This window comes from Halobacteriovoraceae bacterium (genome assembly GCA_020635115.1).
Lineage (GTDB): Bacteria > Bdellovibrionota > Bacteriovoracia > Bacteriovoracales > Bacteriovoracaceae > JACKAK01.
The window spans coordinates 1-17,526 of the sequence record JACKAK010000014.1 but is presented as its reverse complement, the minus strand read 5'-3'; the positions used below and the strand labels follow the sequence as shown (position 1 = coordinate 17,526).

The 17,526-nt window shown below is 32.6% G+C and carries 15 protein-coding genes; 3 read left to right on the top strand and 12 right to left on the bottom strand.

What is annotated here, in order from left to right; all coding sequences use genetic code 11:
• Positions 1-67: 67 nt before the first annotated feature.
• Genes H6622_17410 through H6622_17400 form a run of 3 tightly spaced genes read right to left on the bottom strand, consistent with a single transcriptional unit; the run spans position 68 to position 2,328 of the window.
• Positions 68-589 (bottom strand): hypothetical protein, encoded by a 522-nt coding sequence (locus H6622_17410; protein MCB9063307.1) that lies wholly within the window; start codon positions 587-589, stop codon positions 68-70.
• Positions 582-1,478, bottom strand: a complete 897-nt coding sequence (locus tag H6622_17405; GenBank protein MCB9063306.1) for an alpha/beta hydrolase — start codon at positions 1,476-1,478, stop codon at positions 582-584. The genes H6622_17410 and H6622_17405 overlap by 8 nt, the downstream gene beginning before the upstream one ends.
• Before the next feature lie 55 nt (positions 1,479-1,533).
• Positions 1,534-2,328: a DUF4339 domain-containing protein gene (locus H6622_17400; GenBank protein MCB9063305.1), complete on the bottom strand. Its 795-nt coding sequence runs from the start codon at positions 2,326-2,328 to the stop codon at positions 1,534-1,536.
• A 139-nt stretch (positions 2,329-2,467) separates the two neighbouring features.
• Between H6622_17400 and H6622_17395 the strand changes: the two genes are divergently transcribed.
• Positions 2,468-3,880, top strand: a complete 1,413-nt coding sequence (locus H6622_17395) for a hypothetical protein (protein ID MCB9063304.1) — start codon at positions 2,468-2,470, stop codon at positions 3,878-3,880.
• A 4-nt stretch (positions 3,881-3,884) separates the two neighbouring features.
• Here the strand turns inward: H6622_17395 and H6622_17390 are convergent, their stop codons facing one another.
• The 3 genes from H6622_17390 to H6622_17380 form a co-directional block, all read right to left on the bottom strand.
• Positions 3,885-4,190: a type II secretion system F family protein gene (locus H6622_17390; protein MCB9063303.1), complete on the bottom strand. Its 306-nt coding sequence runs from the start codon at positions 4,188-4,190 to the stop codon at positions 3,885-3,887.
• 243 nt (positions 4,191-4,433) lie between these two features.
• Complete coding sequence (locus H6622_17385) at positions 4,434-4,859, bottom strand: hypothetical protein (protein ID MCB9063302.1); 426 nt, start codon at positions 4,857-4,859, stop codon at positions 4,434-4,436.
• Positions 4,860-4,948: 89 nt separating this feature from the next.
• Entirely contained in the window at positions 4,949-5,707 is a 759-nt protein-coding gene (locus tag H6622_17380) for a hypothetical protein (protein ID MCB9063301.1), read from the bottom strand.
• Positions 5,708-6,055: 348 nt separating this feature from the next.
• Here H6622_17380 and H6622_17375 point away from each other — a divergent pair, with 348 nt between their 5' ends.
• Positions 6,056-7,678 (top strand): hypothetical protein, encoded by a 1,623-nt coding sequence (locus H6622_17375; protein MCB9063300.1) that lies wholly within the window; start codon positions 6,056-6,058, stop codon positions 7,676-7,678.
• Here the strand turns inward: H6622_17375 and H6622_17370 are convergent.
• From H6622_17370 to H6622_17360, 3 genes are read right to left on the bottom strand one after another with little or no spacing between them, the layout of a single operon-like run.
• Positions 7,675-8,751: a cyclic nucleotide-binding domain-containing protein gene (locus H6622_17370; GenBank protein MCB9063299.1), complete on the bottom strand. Its 1,077-nt coding sequence runs from the start codon at positions 8,749-8,751 to the stop codon at positions 7,675-7,677. The genes H6622_17375 and H6622_17370 overlap by 4 nt on opposite strands.
• Before the next feature lie 10 nt (positions 8,752-8,761).
• On the bottom strand, positions 8,762-9,922 hold the full coding sequence (locus H6622_17365; protein MCB9063298.1) for a thiolase family protein: 1,161 nt from the start codon (positions 9,920-9,922) through the stop codon (positions 8,762-8,764).
• Between the two features lie 10 nt (positions 9,923-9,932).
• A complete protein-coding gene (locus H6622_17360; protein MCB9063297.1) occupies positions 9,933-10,250 on the bottom strand; it encodes a hypothetical protein in 318 nt (105 codons plus the stop codon).
• Between the two features lie 68 nt (positions 10,251-10,318).
• Between H6622_17360 and H6622_17355 the strand changes: the two genes are divergently transcribed.
• Positions 10,319-10,756 (top strand): hypothetical protein, encoded by a 438-nt coding sequence (locus tag H6622_17355; GenBank protein ID MCB9063296.1) that lies wholly within the window; start codon positions 10,319-10,321, stop codon positions 10,754-10,756.
• Between the two features lie 139 nt (positions 10,757-10,895).
• Here the strand turns inward: H6622_17355 and H6622_17350 are convergent, their stop codons facing one another.
• The 3 genes from H6622_17350 to H6622_17340 all read right to left on the bottom strand — a co-directional run.
• Positions 10,896-12,548 (bottom strand): hypothetical protein, encoded by a 1,653-nt coding sequence (locus H6622_17350; GenBank protein MCB9063295.1) that lies wholly within the window; start codon positions 12,546-12,548, stop codon positions 10,896-10,898.
• A gap of 221 nt (positions 12,549-12,769) precedes the next feature.
• Entirely contained in the window at positions 12,770-16,156 is a 3,387-nt protein-coding gene (locus H6622_17345; GenBank protein MCB9063294.1) for a SpoVR family protein, read from the bottom strand.
• Positions 16,156-17,526, bottom strand: a 1,371-nt coding sequence (locus H6622_17340; protein ID MCB9063293.1) for a hypothetical protein, incomplete at its 5' end; no start/stop codon positions are given. The genes H6622_17345 and H6622_17340, both read right to left, overlap by 1 nt.

Sequence of the window (17,526 nt, the reverse complement as noted above, 5' to 3'; positions counted from 1 at the left end):
CTTGAGGAAAAAAGTAAGGAATAATTTTCTCTATACGTAAAATCAGAGTGTTAACTTAGAATTGCCATCAGAAGACTATTGTACTTGGAAAATTTGCAAACGAAATATCGAGCTTTTCTTTTGAATCCTTATAATAACACAGGCCTTTTAGTTCATATGATTGAAACAAATGATCAACATATTCACCATGAGATTTAAAATGTTCTTTAAAACCAGCAAGCTCAACAAATTTTGCACCTGTTTTATCTACTAGTTCTTTGAATTTTGACTTTTTTAGGGGACCTGGGGATTTTTCATACATTAATGTCAGATAAAGTTTATCACATTCTTGTATATACTTGCTTTCTTCTGTGGAAAGCCATTTTGAAAAATTTTCTTGTTTTTTTAAATCTACCCAGAGTACATCAAAAACTAGTGTAAAATCAAAATACCAAGATCTTCGATTGAAATTCATTCTTTCTTTAAAAGGTTTTCCTTTGTAATGGCCATCTTCAACAATAAGCTCGCTCTCGGTTACGTTATTTCTTGAAATTTGAGAGCATGAAATCGATGAAACTAAAATATAAAAAATAAAAATATATTTAAACATTTTGAATCTGATCCTTTATCCACTTCGTTATTTTTGAGAGATACTCATCAACTGAATTAGAATTGAATAGATCATGTTTTACACCTCTAAACTCAAACAGACTAGTCTTATCTTTTTTCATAGACTTATGGAACATTCTAAGGGTTTGAATATCACTTAGATAATCGTTATCTGACGCAAGAAATAAAGTCGGAGTAGACAAGTAATACGCGTTTGATCTCAATTTTTTTGCGGCGTCTCCAATTTCAATCAATGACGCAATTGAAAACTGGCCTGACACTAATGGGTCAGAGTCATATTCTTCGGCCTTTTGTTTGTCATCGATAATATCGTGTCCATTAAAAGGAAAAGTCATTTTAACTTTTCTTAAACCGAAATTTTCCCTTCTCACAAAACCACGAATGAGTGATGGTAAGTCAATATTTAGTTTCAATAATGGATTAGCAAGTATCAGGCCTATGACAGGCAATACTTCAGAAACTCCACTTAATTCTAAAGAAAGAGCAACTGTAGCACCTAGTCCAGTTCCCACTATAAATACAAATTTTTCTTCAAGACAATTTTTCAGATAAAATTGGAGTTCATCCACTAATGTATCAAATGAATTGATATGTCCTCTCATACCATTACTTAATCCATGTCCATGAAAATCAATGAGTCCAATCGAGCATTCTCCATCAAAATGATCATACAATTGATGAGCCAGTGTTTCATAGCGTCCATGGTAATCGAGAAAATCGTGTAAAAAAAGAATGTGAAAACTAGGATTCACTTGTCTGTGGAAAATTTTTTTATAATAGACTTGTTCACCATTCTCCCCACTGACAAAACTGCCAGTAAGAATATTCATTTCTCCAAACCCATCTATGAGAGTTTCACTATAACTCATAACAGCATCCAATCCTCTTTCTGAGGGCCTATTACATCAACAGAGCTGCCAAAATTCAAGTGTTTGATAGATATTTTTTTATAGCTGAAGTTGCTTCATTACCTAAATCTTTAAATCGCAGGGCAAAACCTTGATTACCATCTAATATACGAACAATTTCCCCATCTGCTACGAAATGATAGTCTGTGTTTTCCGGATGGACATTAATTGCAATTGTTTCTTGGACGTGAACAGGAAAATCAGACACAAGAACTTGAAGACCGCCAATAGAAATATCTCGACAGATTCCTTCGTAGACTTTTTTTGTGTCATGAAAAAACATTCTTGCAACAAATGGTCTTCTTAAATTTCCCCGTCTATCTTCTTCATTGATAATTGGTGGTACATTTGAAAAAAATGTATCATAGATGTCTATATCACCTAAAAAAACCCAATTTTCCATTCCTGGGGAGAAAATATATGTTTTTTCATTTATTCTTTTTTGATCAAAAAGTTTTTTAAGTTCTTCAAGGCTAAAAGGCCCATATTCCGTATCTGGATGACCTCTGTCTTTTCCAATTTTAATTGAAAAAATCTTGTGGTCTTTTTCAACTGTATCCCAAGAAAATTGTCTGTCTATAATAGTCTCAGGAATTTGAGACACTTTTTTCGGGGAAGTATCTCCTTCGACTTCGATGAATAGTTCACAAATTTCTTCAACATCTCGAGCTTTTTTCCAGTCTGTGAATCCATTTCTCCATATATAACTGTTGAGTTTTAATTTATTTTGTTTGAATAAATCTGCCAATTCGGCCTGACTTACTGGCCCTACACGATCTTTTCCTTCAACGTAATACCAGCTATATGACATAAAAATCCTCCAAAAATATTGCTTTGTATCAGTTTAAATCTAAGTCCTGGAAATAAGAATAGAGACAAAATTACCAGATCTTTTTACTGCTTAATTTTATTGCTGAAAAGTCCGAAAAAAAGACTGTCGTGGAGTAAATATGAAAAATTATCTTTTCCTATTAATTATGCTTGTCTCTTGTGGTGAAAAAGATTTTGTTGCGAAGAAAAATGTGGATGAAAACAGTTTTCTTAATACAAGAGGATCTGATGTCATTTCAGGTTGTAATAATAATTTTAATTATAACAAACCTAAGGTTGATTTCTTATTTGTTTGGGATAACTCACCTAGTACGAAATTCATAGATGATTCTACTATAAATGCACTGAATGGAATTCTGGATAGTTTTTCACCAGAATTTGAAAAACATGTTCTGATTGCTCCGATGAACTATTTAAGTGATGAAAAAGATCAAAATCTATTTTTTATAAAGGATTCTCAGGACTGGACAAGTAGTAAGGCAAATTCAATTTTGACCCAAATGAAAAATGTAACTCCTAAAAAGTATTTAAAGGAATTGATGCCAAAACTTGGTAATGGTTTTGGATACGAGCAAGGTGTAGAAAGGGCCAGACAACTTCTCAATGATCTTAGGGGGGATGGAATTTTTAGAAATAACGCCTATACAATTATCGTTGTCATGTCTACGGGTGATATTGCTTATGATATTCCACCTGGTCAATATGCAACTTTCAGTCAAAAAAATGCATATATTAATAAAAAAGTCTCTGAGTTTAATGCATTAAAAACAAATATGAATGCTGAACAGTTGCGATTTATGAGTATTTCTGCTCATAGTGAGTGTAAAAGTGGATATAGAATTGGATATGGTTATCAACAAGTATCCAAATTACTAAATCCATCTCAAAATGATGCCTGGAATATTTGCACTCAAAGTTTTTCGAGAATTTTTGAAGAAATTAATAATAATATACAATCTGAAAAGATTAGACATAAATATGACCATTGGGCCATTACGCCTGTTAATGTTCCAAATTTTGATGTTAACGATATTACAGTCAAAGATACAAATGGAAATATTATTCCTCAAAGCACAACAAATGGATGGCAGTATCTAGGATATACAACTAGAGATCGAAAGTATTATCCAGAAAGAGGCGATTCATATACAGGTCTCCTTATACAACTATTTGGTACGGCGAGATTAGATTTTGGTGAATGTTTAGAAATTATTACAAGAGAACCAATAATTTATTATGGTTATTTGCTTCTTAATAGTAAGCCTTTGGAGGATTCAATCAATTTGTCGATTGATGGACAAATTGTCCCAAGAGCAGATCTTGGAGTATCTGCTAGTCAAAGAAACGGATGGGAGTATATTGGCCAGCAAATAAATCAAAACGTAAAGGTTAAAAGTGCAAGTGAATTTATGGTGGAAGGGACTCCTGCTGAATATCGATCAGGGTATATGATTAGGTTGTATGGAAGATATATTATTGACAACACCAAGGTAACTAAATATCAAATTCAATATTTACCAACCTCTGATTAATACGTTAGAGACTATTACTTGTAGACAGAAGCTCTACAGATTTTCTAAGCGCTTCTTCTAGCTCACCCGTTTGTTCACCTATAGAGATTAATTCAATAATTTTCTCTGGAAATAGTTCAGGATGTCGCTTCATCTGTTCTGTCATTGATTTTCCATCATTAAAAACATCATCCTTAATGGCCAAGAAAATACTACGATAAGAAGAGTTATTATTTTCGGAAATAATAATTTCAAGAATATTAAACATCGGAAATTCACCATCTCTTAATAGCTCTATCATTCTTGAAAGAATTTTTTTAAAATCATCCATATTTGCACCTAAATAAAGTTTTTAACATTGTTAGTTTTATTGATTGTATCTAATAACATATTGTTTTAAAATTTTATTTATTTTGTTCTCTACTCCAACTGTCTATGTAAATTCTTAATCTCTAAGTAAGTACAAATAATTTACAAGTACTAAACCAATTTTTAAGTAACGAACATTTTTAAGCTAAAACATTTTACTAAACTAGTGAACTTAAAAAAGTAACCTATTAATATGGTATACTTTTTAATTTCTATAGTTTGGGTTCGTTTGTTTCAATATTTTTAAGAGACTGTTATTAAATTTCTCTAAAGGTGTTCCATTTGGAGACATTAGCATGATATCACTCTTACCAATTTGAATATAAGAGATTCTTGTATTCATGTTTTCACTATTTGGATCAATTCTACTTCTAATTAAACATGATGCTTCTGTTGAAATTAAATCATCTCGTATTGAAGTCTCATTTTTTGAAATCTCGATATTCCTAAAATATATGTACAAGGCCTCAATACTATTATGGCAAAGACTCTCTAAAGATGTTATATTTGAATTGGATAATAAATTCTCTCCTACCTCATAATTATTTTTAGCAATATTAATGTATCCCATTCTTTCTGCTTCAATAAAATCATCAAAAATACCTAAATTAGAGCTGCATTTATTTTTCAAAATTTCATTAGTTAAATTTCTGTTTTTAAATATCTCGGTGATCTCTAATACCCAGCGACTAAGTTTAGCAATATTTGAGTCATAATTGTCTACATCTTCTGAAATATTTTAACTCTATCTTTAAAATAATTCATTACCCTACATACAACATCTAATTCACTATCTAAAGTTAACATCAATTCAATAATTCTAGGAAATTCAAAATATTGATAGACATTATTATTCCCGTTAGAATTAATATATGTTTCTTTCAAAATGTTCTCTCTAATTGAATCATCGACCTTATACTGATCTCCATATTCTTTTAACCAGCTTGAAGATGTAATTACGTCTGTCATTCCAATAAGAAAATTTAAATAGTCAGAATTATTAATTTTTTGTTTCTTATGAATTTCTCTAATTTCTGAGAAAATAATATTTAAGTCTGTCTCTCTATTAAAAACTTCTATCATTTTGTTTTCAAGAATCAAAATTGACTCTTCTGGATATCTTTTTGAAAATATTTCATTGAATTCAGATACGTTTTGAATATAAATTTCATTTTTTTTATCTTTATTAAGGAATAATTCTGGTGATAGATTTTGAAGATTTGATATTTTATAACTATTCAGAAAATCCAATTCTGACTTAAAATATTCTTGGTAAAATTTATATCTATCTAAAAAATAGATTTCTTGATCATTTTTTTTCAAAGGAAGATTGTAGTATATTTCAGATAATATTCTTTCTTTCTCCTTACGTTTCTCAAGATCTTTTAAATATTGAGGTGAACTTGGCAAGTCAATCATCGCTGAATCTGAATACAATATTTTTGAATATAAAAATAAAAAGGTAATAATTCTTTTCATAAAAAGCATATCGTTTTTTTCTAACAATTTAATGAATCTAAAATGAGTCAATTTTTAATATATGCTTTTTGAACCTGACATTAAATAATAAATATTATAAATTCAATTCTTAGGTCAAAGAAAATTCTTGAAGTCACTTTTTTCGACTAGCATTCTACACACATGGAACAAATACAAATAAATTCAACCTGTTAAGAATAATTATTGGCCGACTGCCTATAAATTCTTTCAGCTCAAAACTTAATTCTTTTTTAAATATATCGACATTACAATAACTTAAGTGTGCTGAACTAATTTTACTTCCTACTATTCAAATCAGTTATAGAATAGACTATGGAGGATACATCTTTGAAATTGTTTAAATCCATATATTTGTTATTCCCGTCAGTACTACTGATTTCTTCGTGTCAAATTGGTGAAGACACTATGGATACAAGTACCGGAAATCCACTTACAAATATTGCAAAATATTTGGATTCAAATGCAAATGGAAACATAAACTTTCAAGAGGCCTATACTCAAACTCTAAAGGCCGAGTCGAGCATCAATTTAGCGTATTCAGATGGAAGTGATTTAGCACTAATTGACTCAGATGGAGATAAAAAAATATCTAATTTAGAATTTGAAGAATTAGAGCGTACTAGAGAAATCTTATTTTCTGAACAAGATGGTAAATTTGATTGTAGCGATGAAGAAGTACTAAAAGATTTTTCACAATCGACAGAGTCCTACTATTATTATGACGAAAATTGGGCGGGAAAATTGATTGAATTTTCAAACCGCTCTAGATGTATCTCATCAAACTATAATAGCATTCTTTATAAGGCCTTATCCGTAATAGATAAAAATAAAAATGCAAAAATTGAATTAAACGAGTTTAGCAGTCTCTATGGAAATTCAATTTCTGAGTCCGAAAAAATTGAAGAAAATCCATGGAAATATGATTATTCAGCAAATCTTAAAAGAGTACTGTTTATTGACGAACAATCAATTGCAAATACTCCAAATACAATGCAGGGACTATTTGATTTTTTTGTAGGGGCAACTGGATTAATCTATAATTCACTAGATGAAAAGTATCTTCTCAATTATCTCTCTACTCCCATTTCTCAATTTAACTATGATGGCCATTTCTATAGCAATATTTCAAGATTATATGATTTGGGAAGACTGGCCAATCGAAATGAAAGGCTTGAATCTTTTGATACAATTACTTATCCAGAACTTGCACCTTATGATCTAAATAAAGATTCAAAGTACGATTTAATCGATAAACTTGCGATAGATTTTGTTATCAAAATATCATTTTTTAACTCTTCACGAAACTGTGTCTATCAAGAATGGTCTGAACCCGTTCCTTTTTTCAATATAACAAAGACATGTCAACAAGAACAAATCGATAATTCTCTTTTAGAAAATGGTATTTCTATTCAACCTAATCAAGTTCTTCTTAAGAGAACAAATAATATTGTTAAAAGAGAACAATTATTAAAATCATACCGTTATTTAGCGAGCTCACTCTATATTTTCCAAGTCGAACGATTTTACAATAGATATAAAATATTAGAGTTCGTAGAAGTTTTTTGTGAAACACCCAACGAATTGCAGCAGATGAGAAACATTTCAGATCCATCACAACTAAATGATTTTGTGAAAAGAATTATCGCTATCAATTCTTCAAGCATCACCCAAAATACTTCTACGACAGGCAAATGTGATGATATAGGTTATTTTAATAGAAGAATTAAAGAAGTAGATGCGGTTATGCTAAATCTTATAAATGACAAAATTAGACTCTACAAAACTTGGGAAGAGATTTTTGGAAACACGAATGAATTAGATATTTTACGCGATGAACTTCTAAACCAAACAATAGATTCTGATAAGACTCAAAAATTATCCAGATATAACAAAATGGACATTTTAGATATTAAGGAGGCAATTAAAGAATCTTTCAATAGAAAAGATTAATATTTTGGAGCATGTTTTTTTACTTCATTTACTTTTTCAATGGCATTAGTAAACTTTAAAGCTGAAAATACCGAGCGCAGTTTTTTTGCTTTTACTTGAATTGATAAGACATTATTGCCATCGACCATCGTATCTCCAACCAGACCTATCTTCTTAGCATCCTCTAAATCCTCTTCACTAATTGGTAAATTTCTGCTCTTAAACTCGGTTAAAATATCATTAATCTGCAATAAACACTCATCCTCTGAAGGTTTTTCTTTATTAAGCTTTCGTAGGATATGCTCAAGAAATGTTTGACATTTAAAAGACACTCTACTTTTTTTATCATCAGTTAATTGTCTCTCACTATTAAGGAAATGAAGCATTGATTTAAAGTTGTTGATATCTTCAACTCTAATTATTTTCATCATATTATTTTCATCAGGCAACATTTCAATAAGTTTTTCATTAGTTAGCAAATTTATAAATTCTTCGACTTTGACTTCTAATATATTAAAGATATCGAACACATAGAATTTATATCTATCAACACTCATAGTGTATGTATTTTTATTGGCCGTTCCGTGAGTTTTCAAACTCATAAGTAAAACAGAAAGAAGTTTCAGAATATCTATTGTATGAAAGAATTTATAATCAGCGACCTTCCCACCAGAACCAAATCCAACTGAGTTGCTTTCTAATTCTTTTACTTTATCATTTGTTTTTCTAAGACGGTCGGCCAGAGTATTTATGATTGTCTTAAACCAAGGATTGAGATTTGACATTGTTTTGGCAAAGGCCGGAAATGAAATTTCAATAAGATCCACAGACGTAATTGCCTCTGCTGAACAACTTCTCCGACGAGATTTTTCATCAAAATAGGCCATCTCCCCTATCACTTCCCCAGAGCGAAGAATGGCAATTTCTATAAAACCCTTTCCTTTTGGCTTATATAACCTAATTTGCCCTTTTTGAATAATGTACAACGACTCAGCAACATCATTATCATTAAATATTACTTCTCCAGGCATAAAATTTCTGATACCTGATTTTTTCTTCGCTGGGTTGACTTTTTTCTTAAGGGCAACGGCCATTTTAAATTCCTTATATCCTTTCAATAATAATTGCCAACGCCTCTCCTCCACCTATGCATATTGAACCCATACCATAGCGTCCAGACGTTCTTTTTAAAGCATTCATCAAGGTCACGATAATTCGTGTTCCTGAACATCCAATGGGGTGTCCTAAACTTACAGCTCCACCATAGATATTCACTTTGTTATGGTTTAATTCTAACTCTTTTATTGCGGCCATGGCCACCACGGCAAAGGCCTCATTAATTTCATAAAGATCAATTTGGTCGGGTGTTAGATTGGCCTTCTGAAGTGCTTTTTTCATGGCCATCACAGGTGCAGTAGTGAACCATGTCGGATCTTGAGCATGCTTAGCATATGAAAGTATTTTAAACTCTGCTTTTTCCTTATATTTCTCACCTGCTACAATTACCGCTGCTGCTCCATCATTAATAGTAGAGGCATTTGCTGCTGTAATTGTCCCATTTTTTTCGAAAGCTGGTCTTAAAGTGGGTATTTTTTCAAAGTCTGCTTTGAAAGGGCCTTCGTCTTGCGCTACTTCAATATTTCCTTTACGGCCTTTCACGGTAACAGGAGCTATTTCATCGGTAAAATATCCAGCATTCATTGCATTTTGAGCGCGTTTAAATGATTCTATGGAGAACTCATCTTGTTGTTCTCTTGTAAATTTAAACTTATTTACGCATTCTTCAGCACAATTTCCCATAGGGCGATCACTATAGACGTCCCACAATCCATCCCATTGCATAGAATCTTTTAACTGCCCATTTCCAAATTTAATTCCAGTGCGACTATTTGGTAATAAATGAGGTGCTAAAGACATACTTTCCATCCCTCCAGCGACAACGAGAGAATTATCTCCTGCCTTTATCGATTGGGCCGCGAGAATAATGCTCTGTAAACCCGATCCGCAAACCTTATTTACTGTTGTTGCCCCCACGCTCTCGGGTAGTCCTGCAAAAATAGTTGCCTGTCTTGCTGGAGCTTGTCCTACTCCGGCGGTTATGACATTTCCCATAAAAACTTCGTCTACATTGCTTCCTTCAACTCCGGCCTTTTCAATTGCAGATTTTATGGCCACTGCTCCAAGCTCTGGTGCAGAGACTGTTGAAAGAGACCCTAAAAATTGTCCACTTGGGGTTCTGGCCCCAGATAATAGGTAAACTGACATCACTACCTCTCTAAGCTATTTGATTAAATATCTCTTGAAATTTATCTAATTCAAGAGTCTCCACTTGGTAAGTAAAGCAGCTCACTTTATCTTCTTTTTCTTCAACATTCAAAAGATTCGAAAGTTTACAGGGGAAATTATGCCAATAATCTCCAGAATTAAGCATAATTATGACTTGTGAATGGGTAAGGAATTCATCATCATTTTGGCGCGCCTTAATTACGATAGAGTCTTGACCTAATCCAATTACATCTAAATCAAGAAAATCACGTGATTGTGTATTTTTCAGCATAGGGCCCAGGATAAATTTAATTCTATTTTTATGCATATTGTCACCTTGAAAGCGCTGTCCTTTTAGTGTAGAGTGACGCCGCAAAAGATTCAAAGAGGTAAGAAATGCTATGCAGAAAAGACCAGGCCGAAATGCCTATAATGCTCCCTAATGAGTGGCGAGATAAATTATCAAAACTTTTAGCTTCAACTTATGCAAAAGAGTTAGAAATAAAAGATAGTAGTTTTTTCGTTTATGGAGAAACCTATCCAGATGAACTGATACTAACGATTGGAATTCATTCAAAGTCAAATACGCATTTAAACCCTACTACTCTTATCTACTCAGTTAATTTAGAAGAAAATTCGAATCCTCAAAAAATTCTTGATGATCTTGTAGATTCTTCTGGCCATTTTCTTGATGTATTCTTCAAAACTGAAGATTGGGAAGATTACATCCCTGTTTGGACAGAGGAGACATTTCGAAATCTCAGTTTCTTTTATAAAATCTCTAGAGAGAATATTGAACTTTTCTTAAAAGCAGAAGCACTCTTGAATCAATAGTTTCTAGAAAACGCTAGACTAAGTAATAGGTCAGCTGCACTCAGCAGTCACCAAAGAAGAAATCAGTCGCTTGGGATAGGACAGTGTTAAAAGGGCCCAATGCAAAAAGTAAACTTTAACACTCCTAGATCAATAGATTTCAGTCACGTAAATTTCTTGTTTTCATGAATTCTAAAAACTGATCATTTGAAAAATAATTGTTCGTTATAGATTGAATATAATATTCATTTTCGATTATTTTTCTATGAACTTTATCTTGATGAGAATAATACTCATCCAAATCATCAGGAAAATATTTTAACCAAGCCGTTTCAATATCAAAAACAACATCTTTTGAACTAGTAAATTCTTTAGTAAGTCTATCTCTGGCATACTGATTCATATTATATAGCCCTTGACTATAGAATTCATCAAATTTTAGATCTGACTGAATGATTTTATTTAAAGAACTTTCACTCAAATTTTCCAAATACTTCGTTCTATTTGTAAGTAACTCAAGATAAAGCGGAAATCTCCCATACGCCATCATTTGGTATGTAAGTTTTATTGTATCTTTTTTTGCATCATTCACAATATCTTTAATAAAAAGTTCTTTTATATTTATTTTAAACTTCGTTTCACTCAATTGTTCTTTCGCACATATCTGATCAATTGGCATAAAAGGTCTGCCCCAAACAGAATAAGTGCAAACGTTCTTCTTGTTAAGATACGCAACCTGTGCAACAAAATCTATAACTAGCTTATCAATAAAATTGTAAGTTTTATCTTGATTCAAATCAAACCGAGCAAGTTCTGGATGTTCAGAAACATCATACTCGTAAATATCCAAATAGATTTGGTCTTGCTTAATAAAGTTCTTAGTCGTATTCATGTAAAATAAAAAAAATGTAAACGACCTTGAAAAATGAGAGAATATTCCTGGACTAAGATCGGATAAATCTTCAACGGGAGTTGCTTTTATCATTTCTAAAATATCATCAATCTGATCTCCAAAACGTACTGAATCGTAAGTAAGGCCGTATAGTCCGCTATACTGATTGAAATTATTAACTTCAATAGTTTTTTTCAAAATACCTGTATAATCGTAAAGCCACATATTGTTTCTTGAAACTTCAGGATAAGTTATTTCATGCATGAAGTTAAAATATGTATCAGAGTTGATGGAAGAGTCCATCTGAGAAAAGAATTTCTTAAATTGTTCAAAGTTTAAAGCATTCCCGTAAAGAGCTACAAACTCATCGTCACTTAAATATCCATCTCTATTTCTATCCATGGCCTCAATCGCCCTGAAAAGGAGCAAGTTAAAACTAGTTCCAAGACAAGGAAATTCCTTCTTTTTTTCTATAATTTTTCCCACCCACAAATTATCAAAATAATAGAAATTACTGGTTAAAGCAGAAAACTCATCTATAGATTCTTGATTTGAACAGAGATAATCGCCATCTTGTAGTCGGAATATTTCGGCCATATCCTTTTTTAACTCTAAAACTTCGTAAATTGAAATCTTGTGATCATTATCATAATCGATAAGTGATAACTCTTCTGAAAATTCTTGATCATCAATTGCTTTAGCTGCTTTAATCGTTTGAACATATGCCTCTGTAAATTCAATTTTATTATTTTTGTCAACATCAAGAAATTTGTATGAGTCTACCAACGGGTTACCTACAACTGTCTCAAGAAAGGCCGGTAGATTAGATGGGTCGATACTTTTACTTTCCTGAAAAATCCTATTGCATGATATCAGAGTCCATAGAAAAATAATTGGGGCCAAAAGGGCGTATGTTTTCATATACATATATTCTAATATCAATCAGGACGAAGGCAAAATTTTTAGTTTTGTAACCAAAATTTAAATAGTTACAATACTCATTGCTGCCATTCTTTCTTGCTACATGAAGTTCCCCAAAACTATTGATCCCTGTAATTTCAATAAGTTGAAAAGAAAAAAAAGAGGAAGGTTTTCTCATCCTTGAACCCCTTCCTCTTGCCAATGGGGATTTGGCCAGAGAACTATTCCTCTGAAAATAAATCTCGTAAAGCTCTTAATATAGATGCGTCGTTTGAATCAATTTCTGTATAGTCATAATTATCCTTACCTTGGCCATAATCTTGAACTAATTTAAGAAACTGAGGATCCTCCCAGCCTTCAACCGTATAGACAAAACCAGAATGATCGACATTCTTTAAAAGTTCATCAAAACTTGCAATATATTTATCAAAATCACTTGCGAAGTTTCCAGCATCACCAATAAGGTAAAAATATTTGTTAAAGCGAGATCTAGGGTATTCCTCTAAAATTTCATGAGATTTTTTTACACCTTCTGAATATGTTGTCGAATAGCCTAAATCCGAACTCCAAAACTTTCTTTCAGGAAGCTCCACTGCCTCTGAAGAAAATGCGACAAACCTAACATCAATATTCTTATAATTGGCCCTAAGAAGTGCAACCACATTTCTTACAAATTTCTTGGCCTGAAAGAGAACATTGGCCATCGATGCCGACATGTCGACAGCGAAGACAACGACAGCATCAAAGTCTGGCTCCATAATGGGCCTTTGAGTTTTAGTATAATACTCTTCCCTCCTCATTCTTGAGAGACCTTCCTCTACAATGTCCATATCGTCGAGTTCAGATGTTTCTATACCCTCGGCCTCAAACTTGGCCATACCAAGAATATAGGCCTCTTCTAGAGTTTTATCCCATATTATAGGATCACGATCATGTTGAACGACTCCGTCTCTTTCAGTATCTGGTCGTTGTGACCTTCCAAAAGTCTTTCTAATATTTTTTAGCTTGAGTTCTTGTTTTAAAATTTGTCCCCATGCTTCATAAGGAATTTCAACACTTTTGACATCACCATCTCCCTGGCCATCTCCTTGTTGTCCTTCTCCCTCTTCTTCACCTTCTTGCGATTCATCACTTTCCGTACCTTCTCCTTTTCCTTCGCCTTCTTGCTTTGGAGGAATTGGAATTAAAGTACCAGGATCAGCATCAATTACTATTACCTGCGTATTAAGATCTTTAATCCAATGGAAAGTTCTTTTTTCATCTTCATTAAGACCAAGACCAGCTAACCACTTTTCACCATCAATTGGAGATGGAGGCATTTTTGTCATTAATTGACTTAAAACAGATGTATCATTATGGAAATGAGGAATGATTGGCAATGCAGGAACTTGCACCCCTTTTTGTCCCATAATGAGTGGAGCTTTTCCACTTAAAATTTTCTTTATCGCATTATCCATTCTTCTTTTTGCCATTTGATCAAATTCTAACATCGCCTGCCCAGCGGAACTGACATGGTGTAGAACGGGAATTTGAGGGGCCAAATTGTGATCAGAAACAGAGGTCGAATGAACTTCTGTGGTCATTATCGATTCCCATTTTTCTTTATATTCAATCCAATACTTAGGATCAAAATTTATGGAGAGGTCATCTTGATAGATTTTGATAAATCTTTTTAGCTGTTCAGTAAAATTTTCAGGTAGTTTAATGAGATTGATCTTTATTTTCTGAGGAATTACTTTTTTATCCATAAATTGTTCAAGTGGATCAACATATCCACTTGCAATCAAATTTTCGTCTTCAGTTGTTTCTACTTCTTTTTCAATGATAAATGCATCCACTTGTCCATCGGTATGTACTGAAATAAGCGCTGGAATTGTTGGCATTTTTTGCTTTTTTGCAATAGATTTAATCATTTTTAAATCTATGCTCTTTTCAATTTTGGCCCTATCTTCTGCACCAAATTGTTTAAGAAATTTCTGCCAATCTGATTCAGTGAATTTTTCAATCCCCTCAGGAATGGAAAAAGGTAACTCAGGAGTTGGGAACCATGTGGAAGGAAGAACTGTTTCAATTGAAACAGATCTTGAATTTATTTTTGTTAAAACGTAAAGGGTTTGAACAGCACTTGAAATTTCTAAAGGCATATTTAAGAATGGATTATGTCGAAGAAGGATGCCGTTACCTTTAAATTTTGGATCAATAAATTCGATGTCTGGAAGTTGTATTTTTTTCGTTAATTTGAGTTGGACTTTAACTTTATCTAAAACTCTTTTTTTATCATTAGAAAGTACGACCAAATACTCCTTGGGATTTTGTGGATCAAATAATCCCCTTTCTTTGATTTCGTTTTCTGTTAGTTGACGTCCGATAACAAACTTTTTCTTCTTTAGCCAAGCATTATCGTAAACTTCTTCTATCCATTTAACATCATTATATTTTGAAATGTATTTATTTGTGACAAACGCTACAAACTTTTTATCTATTTCAAATTCAACTTTTAATTTTTCCTCATGCGTTTTGAGCTCTTTTTGACTTTCGATGAGCGGTGAAATTTCGTTAGTCAGTTTAAACTTTCTGTAGAGCTCGAAAAAACCTTGAAGGCCTAACCAGTATGGATTATTTAAACTCACTTGAGCAAGTCTCTGTCCAGGTAAATCGATAGCAACGTGAGATAAAAGTTGTGCATATCTCAAAGATGCATGAGAAGAAGTATACTTTGGATCGGCCAGATATTTCACTAGTAGATATTGTGAAAATGTCGCCCAACCTTCATTGATAACTTGCAAATGTCCATTTGCTCCAAAAAAACGAGTACGTTCTTCAAAGAGTTCTGCCATTTTGATTTTCCAAGCAGGTGTGTCTTTTGGAAAAGATGCAATCATTGCACTTAAAACACTTCTAGTTGCTGGAAATACTTCTTTATGTTCAATCTTTTTCTTCAGATCTCCAACATGATGATATGATCCAAAGAGAATATCTTGTAAATAGTTGGCAGAATTTAAATACTGATACCAATGGTCAACTTCTTGGGATCCATATTTATCTTTATATTTACTCATGGCCTTCTCTAACAGGGAAGATGCTTTAATCGTGTCATCTAGTCTAAGACGCATATAAGGAGAAGACTTACTCACGTGATTATGTCCTGCAACGTGGGCTATAATCGAAATTTGTTCAAAAATATCAGTCGTATCTTTGTAGACAGATCTTACAGTAGGATTGCCACCAGTTACAAATTCCATAACACCAGTTAGTTTAGGTGCCTCTGTTACTATTTTGTGTCCATCTATCCAATGAGGAGATGGATAACCGACTGAAGCGATCATAGCTCCAATTATGTTTGTTGGAACAAATGTCAACATATGAGGTGGTACGTAATATCCTAGGTCATGAGCAATTTGGCCTATTTCATGTGAGACTTTTACAAGTTCAGGTAAAACATTCGCATCTCGACCGCTGGAAGTGATTCTAATTTTCCCTGGTTCTTTCTGTAAATCTTTTACAGGTTCAAAATATTTTGCACAATCTTCGACTGAGCTTAGATCCTCACAAAAAGAATTGTTAAAAACAAAAAGGGATAAAATACTTATGTATAATAATTTTTTCATTAATCATTCCCTCCTCTTAAAACTTTTTCACATTTTTCAAACAACTTTTTTGTAATTTCTAGTTTTTTAATCTTTTGAAGATCATATTCAAATAAGCTCACGGCCTGGATTCTATTTTCAAGTGATTCATGTGCAACTGGTGAAAATAATGTTTTCTTATCTTTAAAAAGAAAATCTTTTAAAGAAACATTATGCCCAATACTCATATCACCAGTAGCATTTGTAATAATACTTGAAACAATATTAATATAATTGGCCCATTTAAGATGTGATAGTGATTTATCTAGAATATACAAGAAGGTTGACATTTCTTCAGTTGTTGTTAGCTGATATTCGATTCCTTTTCGATTTTCTTGTAAATCTGTTTTTTTAATATCTCTACTAAATTGAACATAATCTGCAGTGATGGCCTTCTTAAATTCGTTATACTTGTAAGCTATAGAGTCAGTTGTATAAGTAGGTAATTCCTTCAACCATTTTTCAAAGTTAAACCCTTTTTCATCACTAATTCTGAGTAAATAATTCGCAAATTTTCTTATACGTTGATCCATCATTGCTTTATATTCATTAATGACATCAGCACGAGTTCGTTGATGAACAGGTTGATAATCAAGGTTCGTAATTTGCTGAAGATAGTCTTGTTCAGGAATAACAAATATACCTTCAGGAAAATATTGTTCCCTTACAGAAGAAAAATTTTGAAGATATTCTTTAAAATATTTTTTTTCACTCGCACCTTCTAAACCAAATTGTGAGGCCTCAATCATTAATTCAGTGATTGGAAGATATTCTCGATTAGTAATATGTTCATAAATTCCTTCAAGTGCAGGTGCATATATATTCTTTTGGAGAATTTCATTCCCTACGATATCTGTGCTTATACTTATTCCTTCATAGAGTGCATTAAATATATTAAAACGCAATGAATCTACGATATATTCAAGTAACCTTAATCTCCCTTCAGTACTTTCAACACTTAATGTTTCAGATGTTTTTTCCACTAAATTTTTAAGCATAGACTCGGAGCCGTCATTTCTGTTAACATATTTCAAACCGGCATTTACATCATAGTCAGATTTCCTTTTATTTTTAAGTAGTGGCGCTATAATTTTTGCTGAGTTACTTGTCCCTTCATAAGAGGCCCACTTGTCAAGTAGAGCATTTGTGGCCCCTGATAAAAATGTTCTCGCGTCATAATCTGCAGTATCTTTAACAATACCTTCTATAACAAAAGGCGATACAAACAAGTATCTCCCATTATTTGTAAACTCTTCTTTCACAGCGGTATTAACGTCGACCATAATTTTAGGTGCCTTTGCCTGAGGATTAAATTCTCCAATATAAAGTGGCTCTGAAAAACGCTTGAAGAA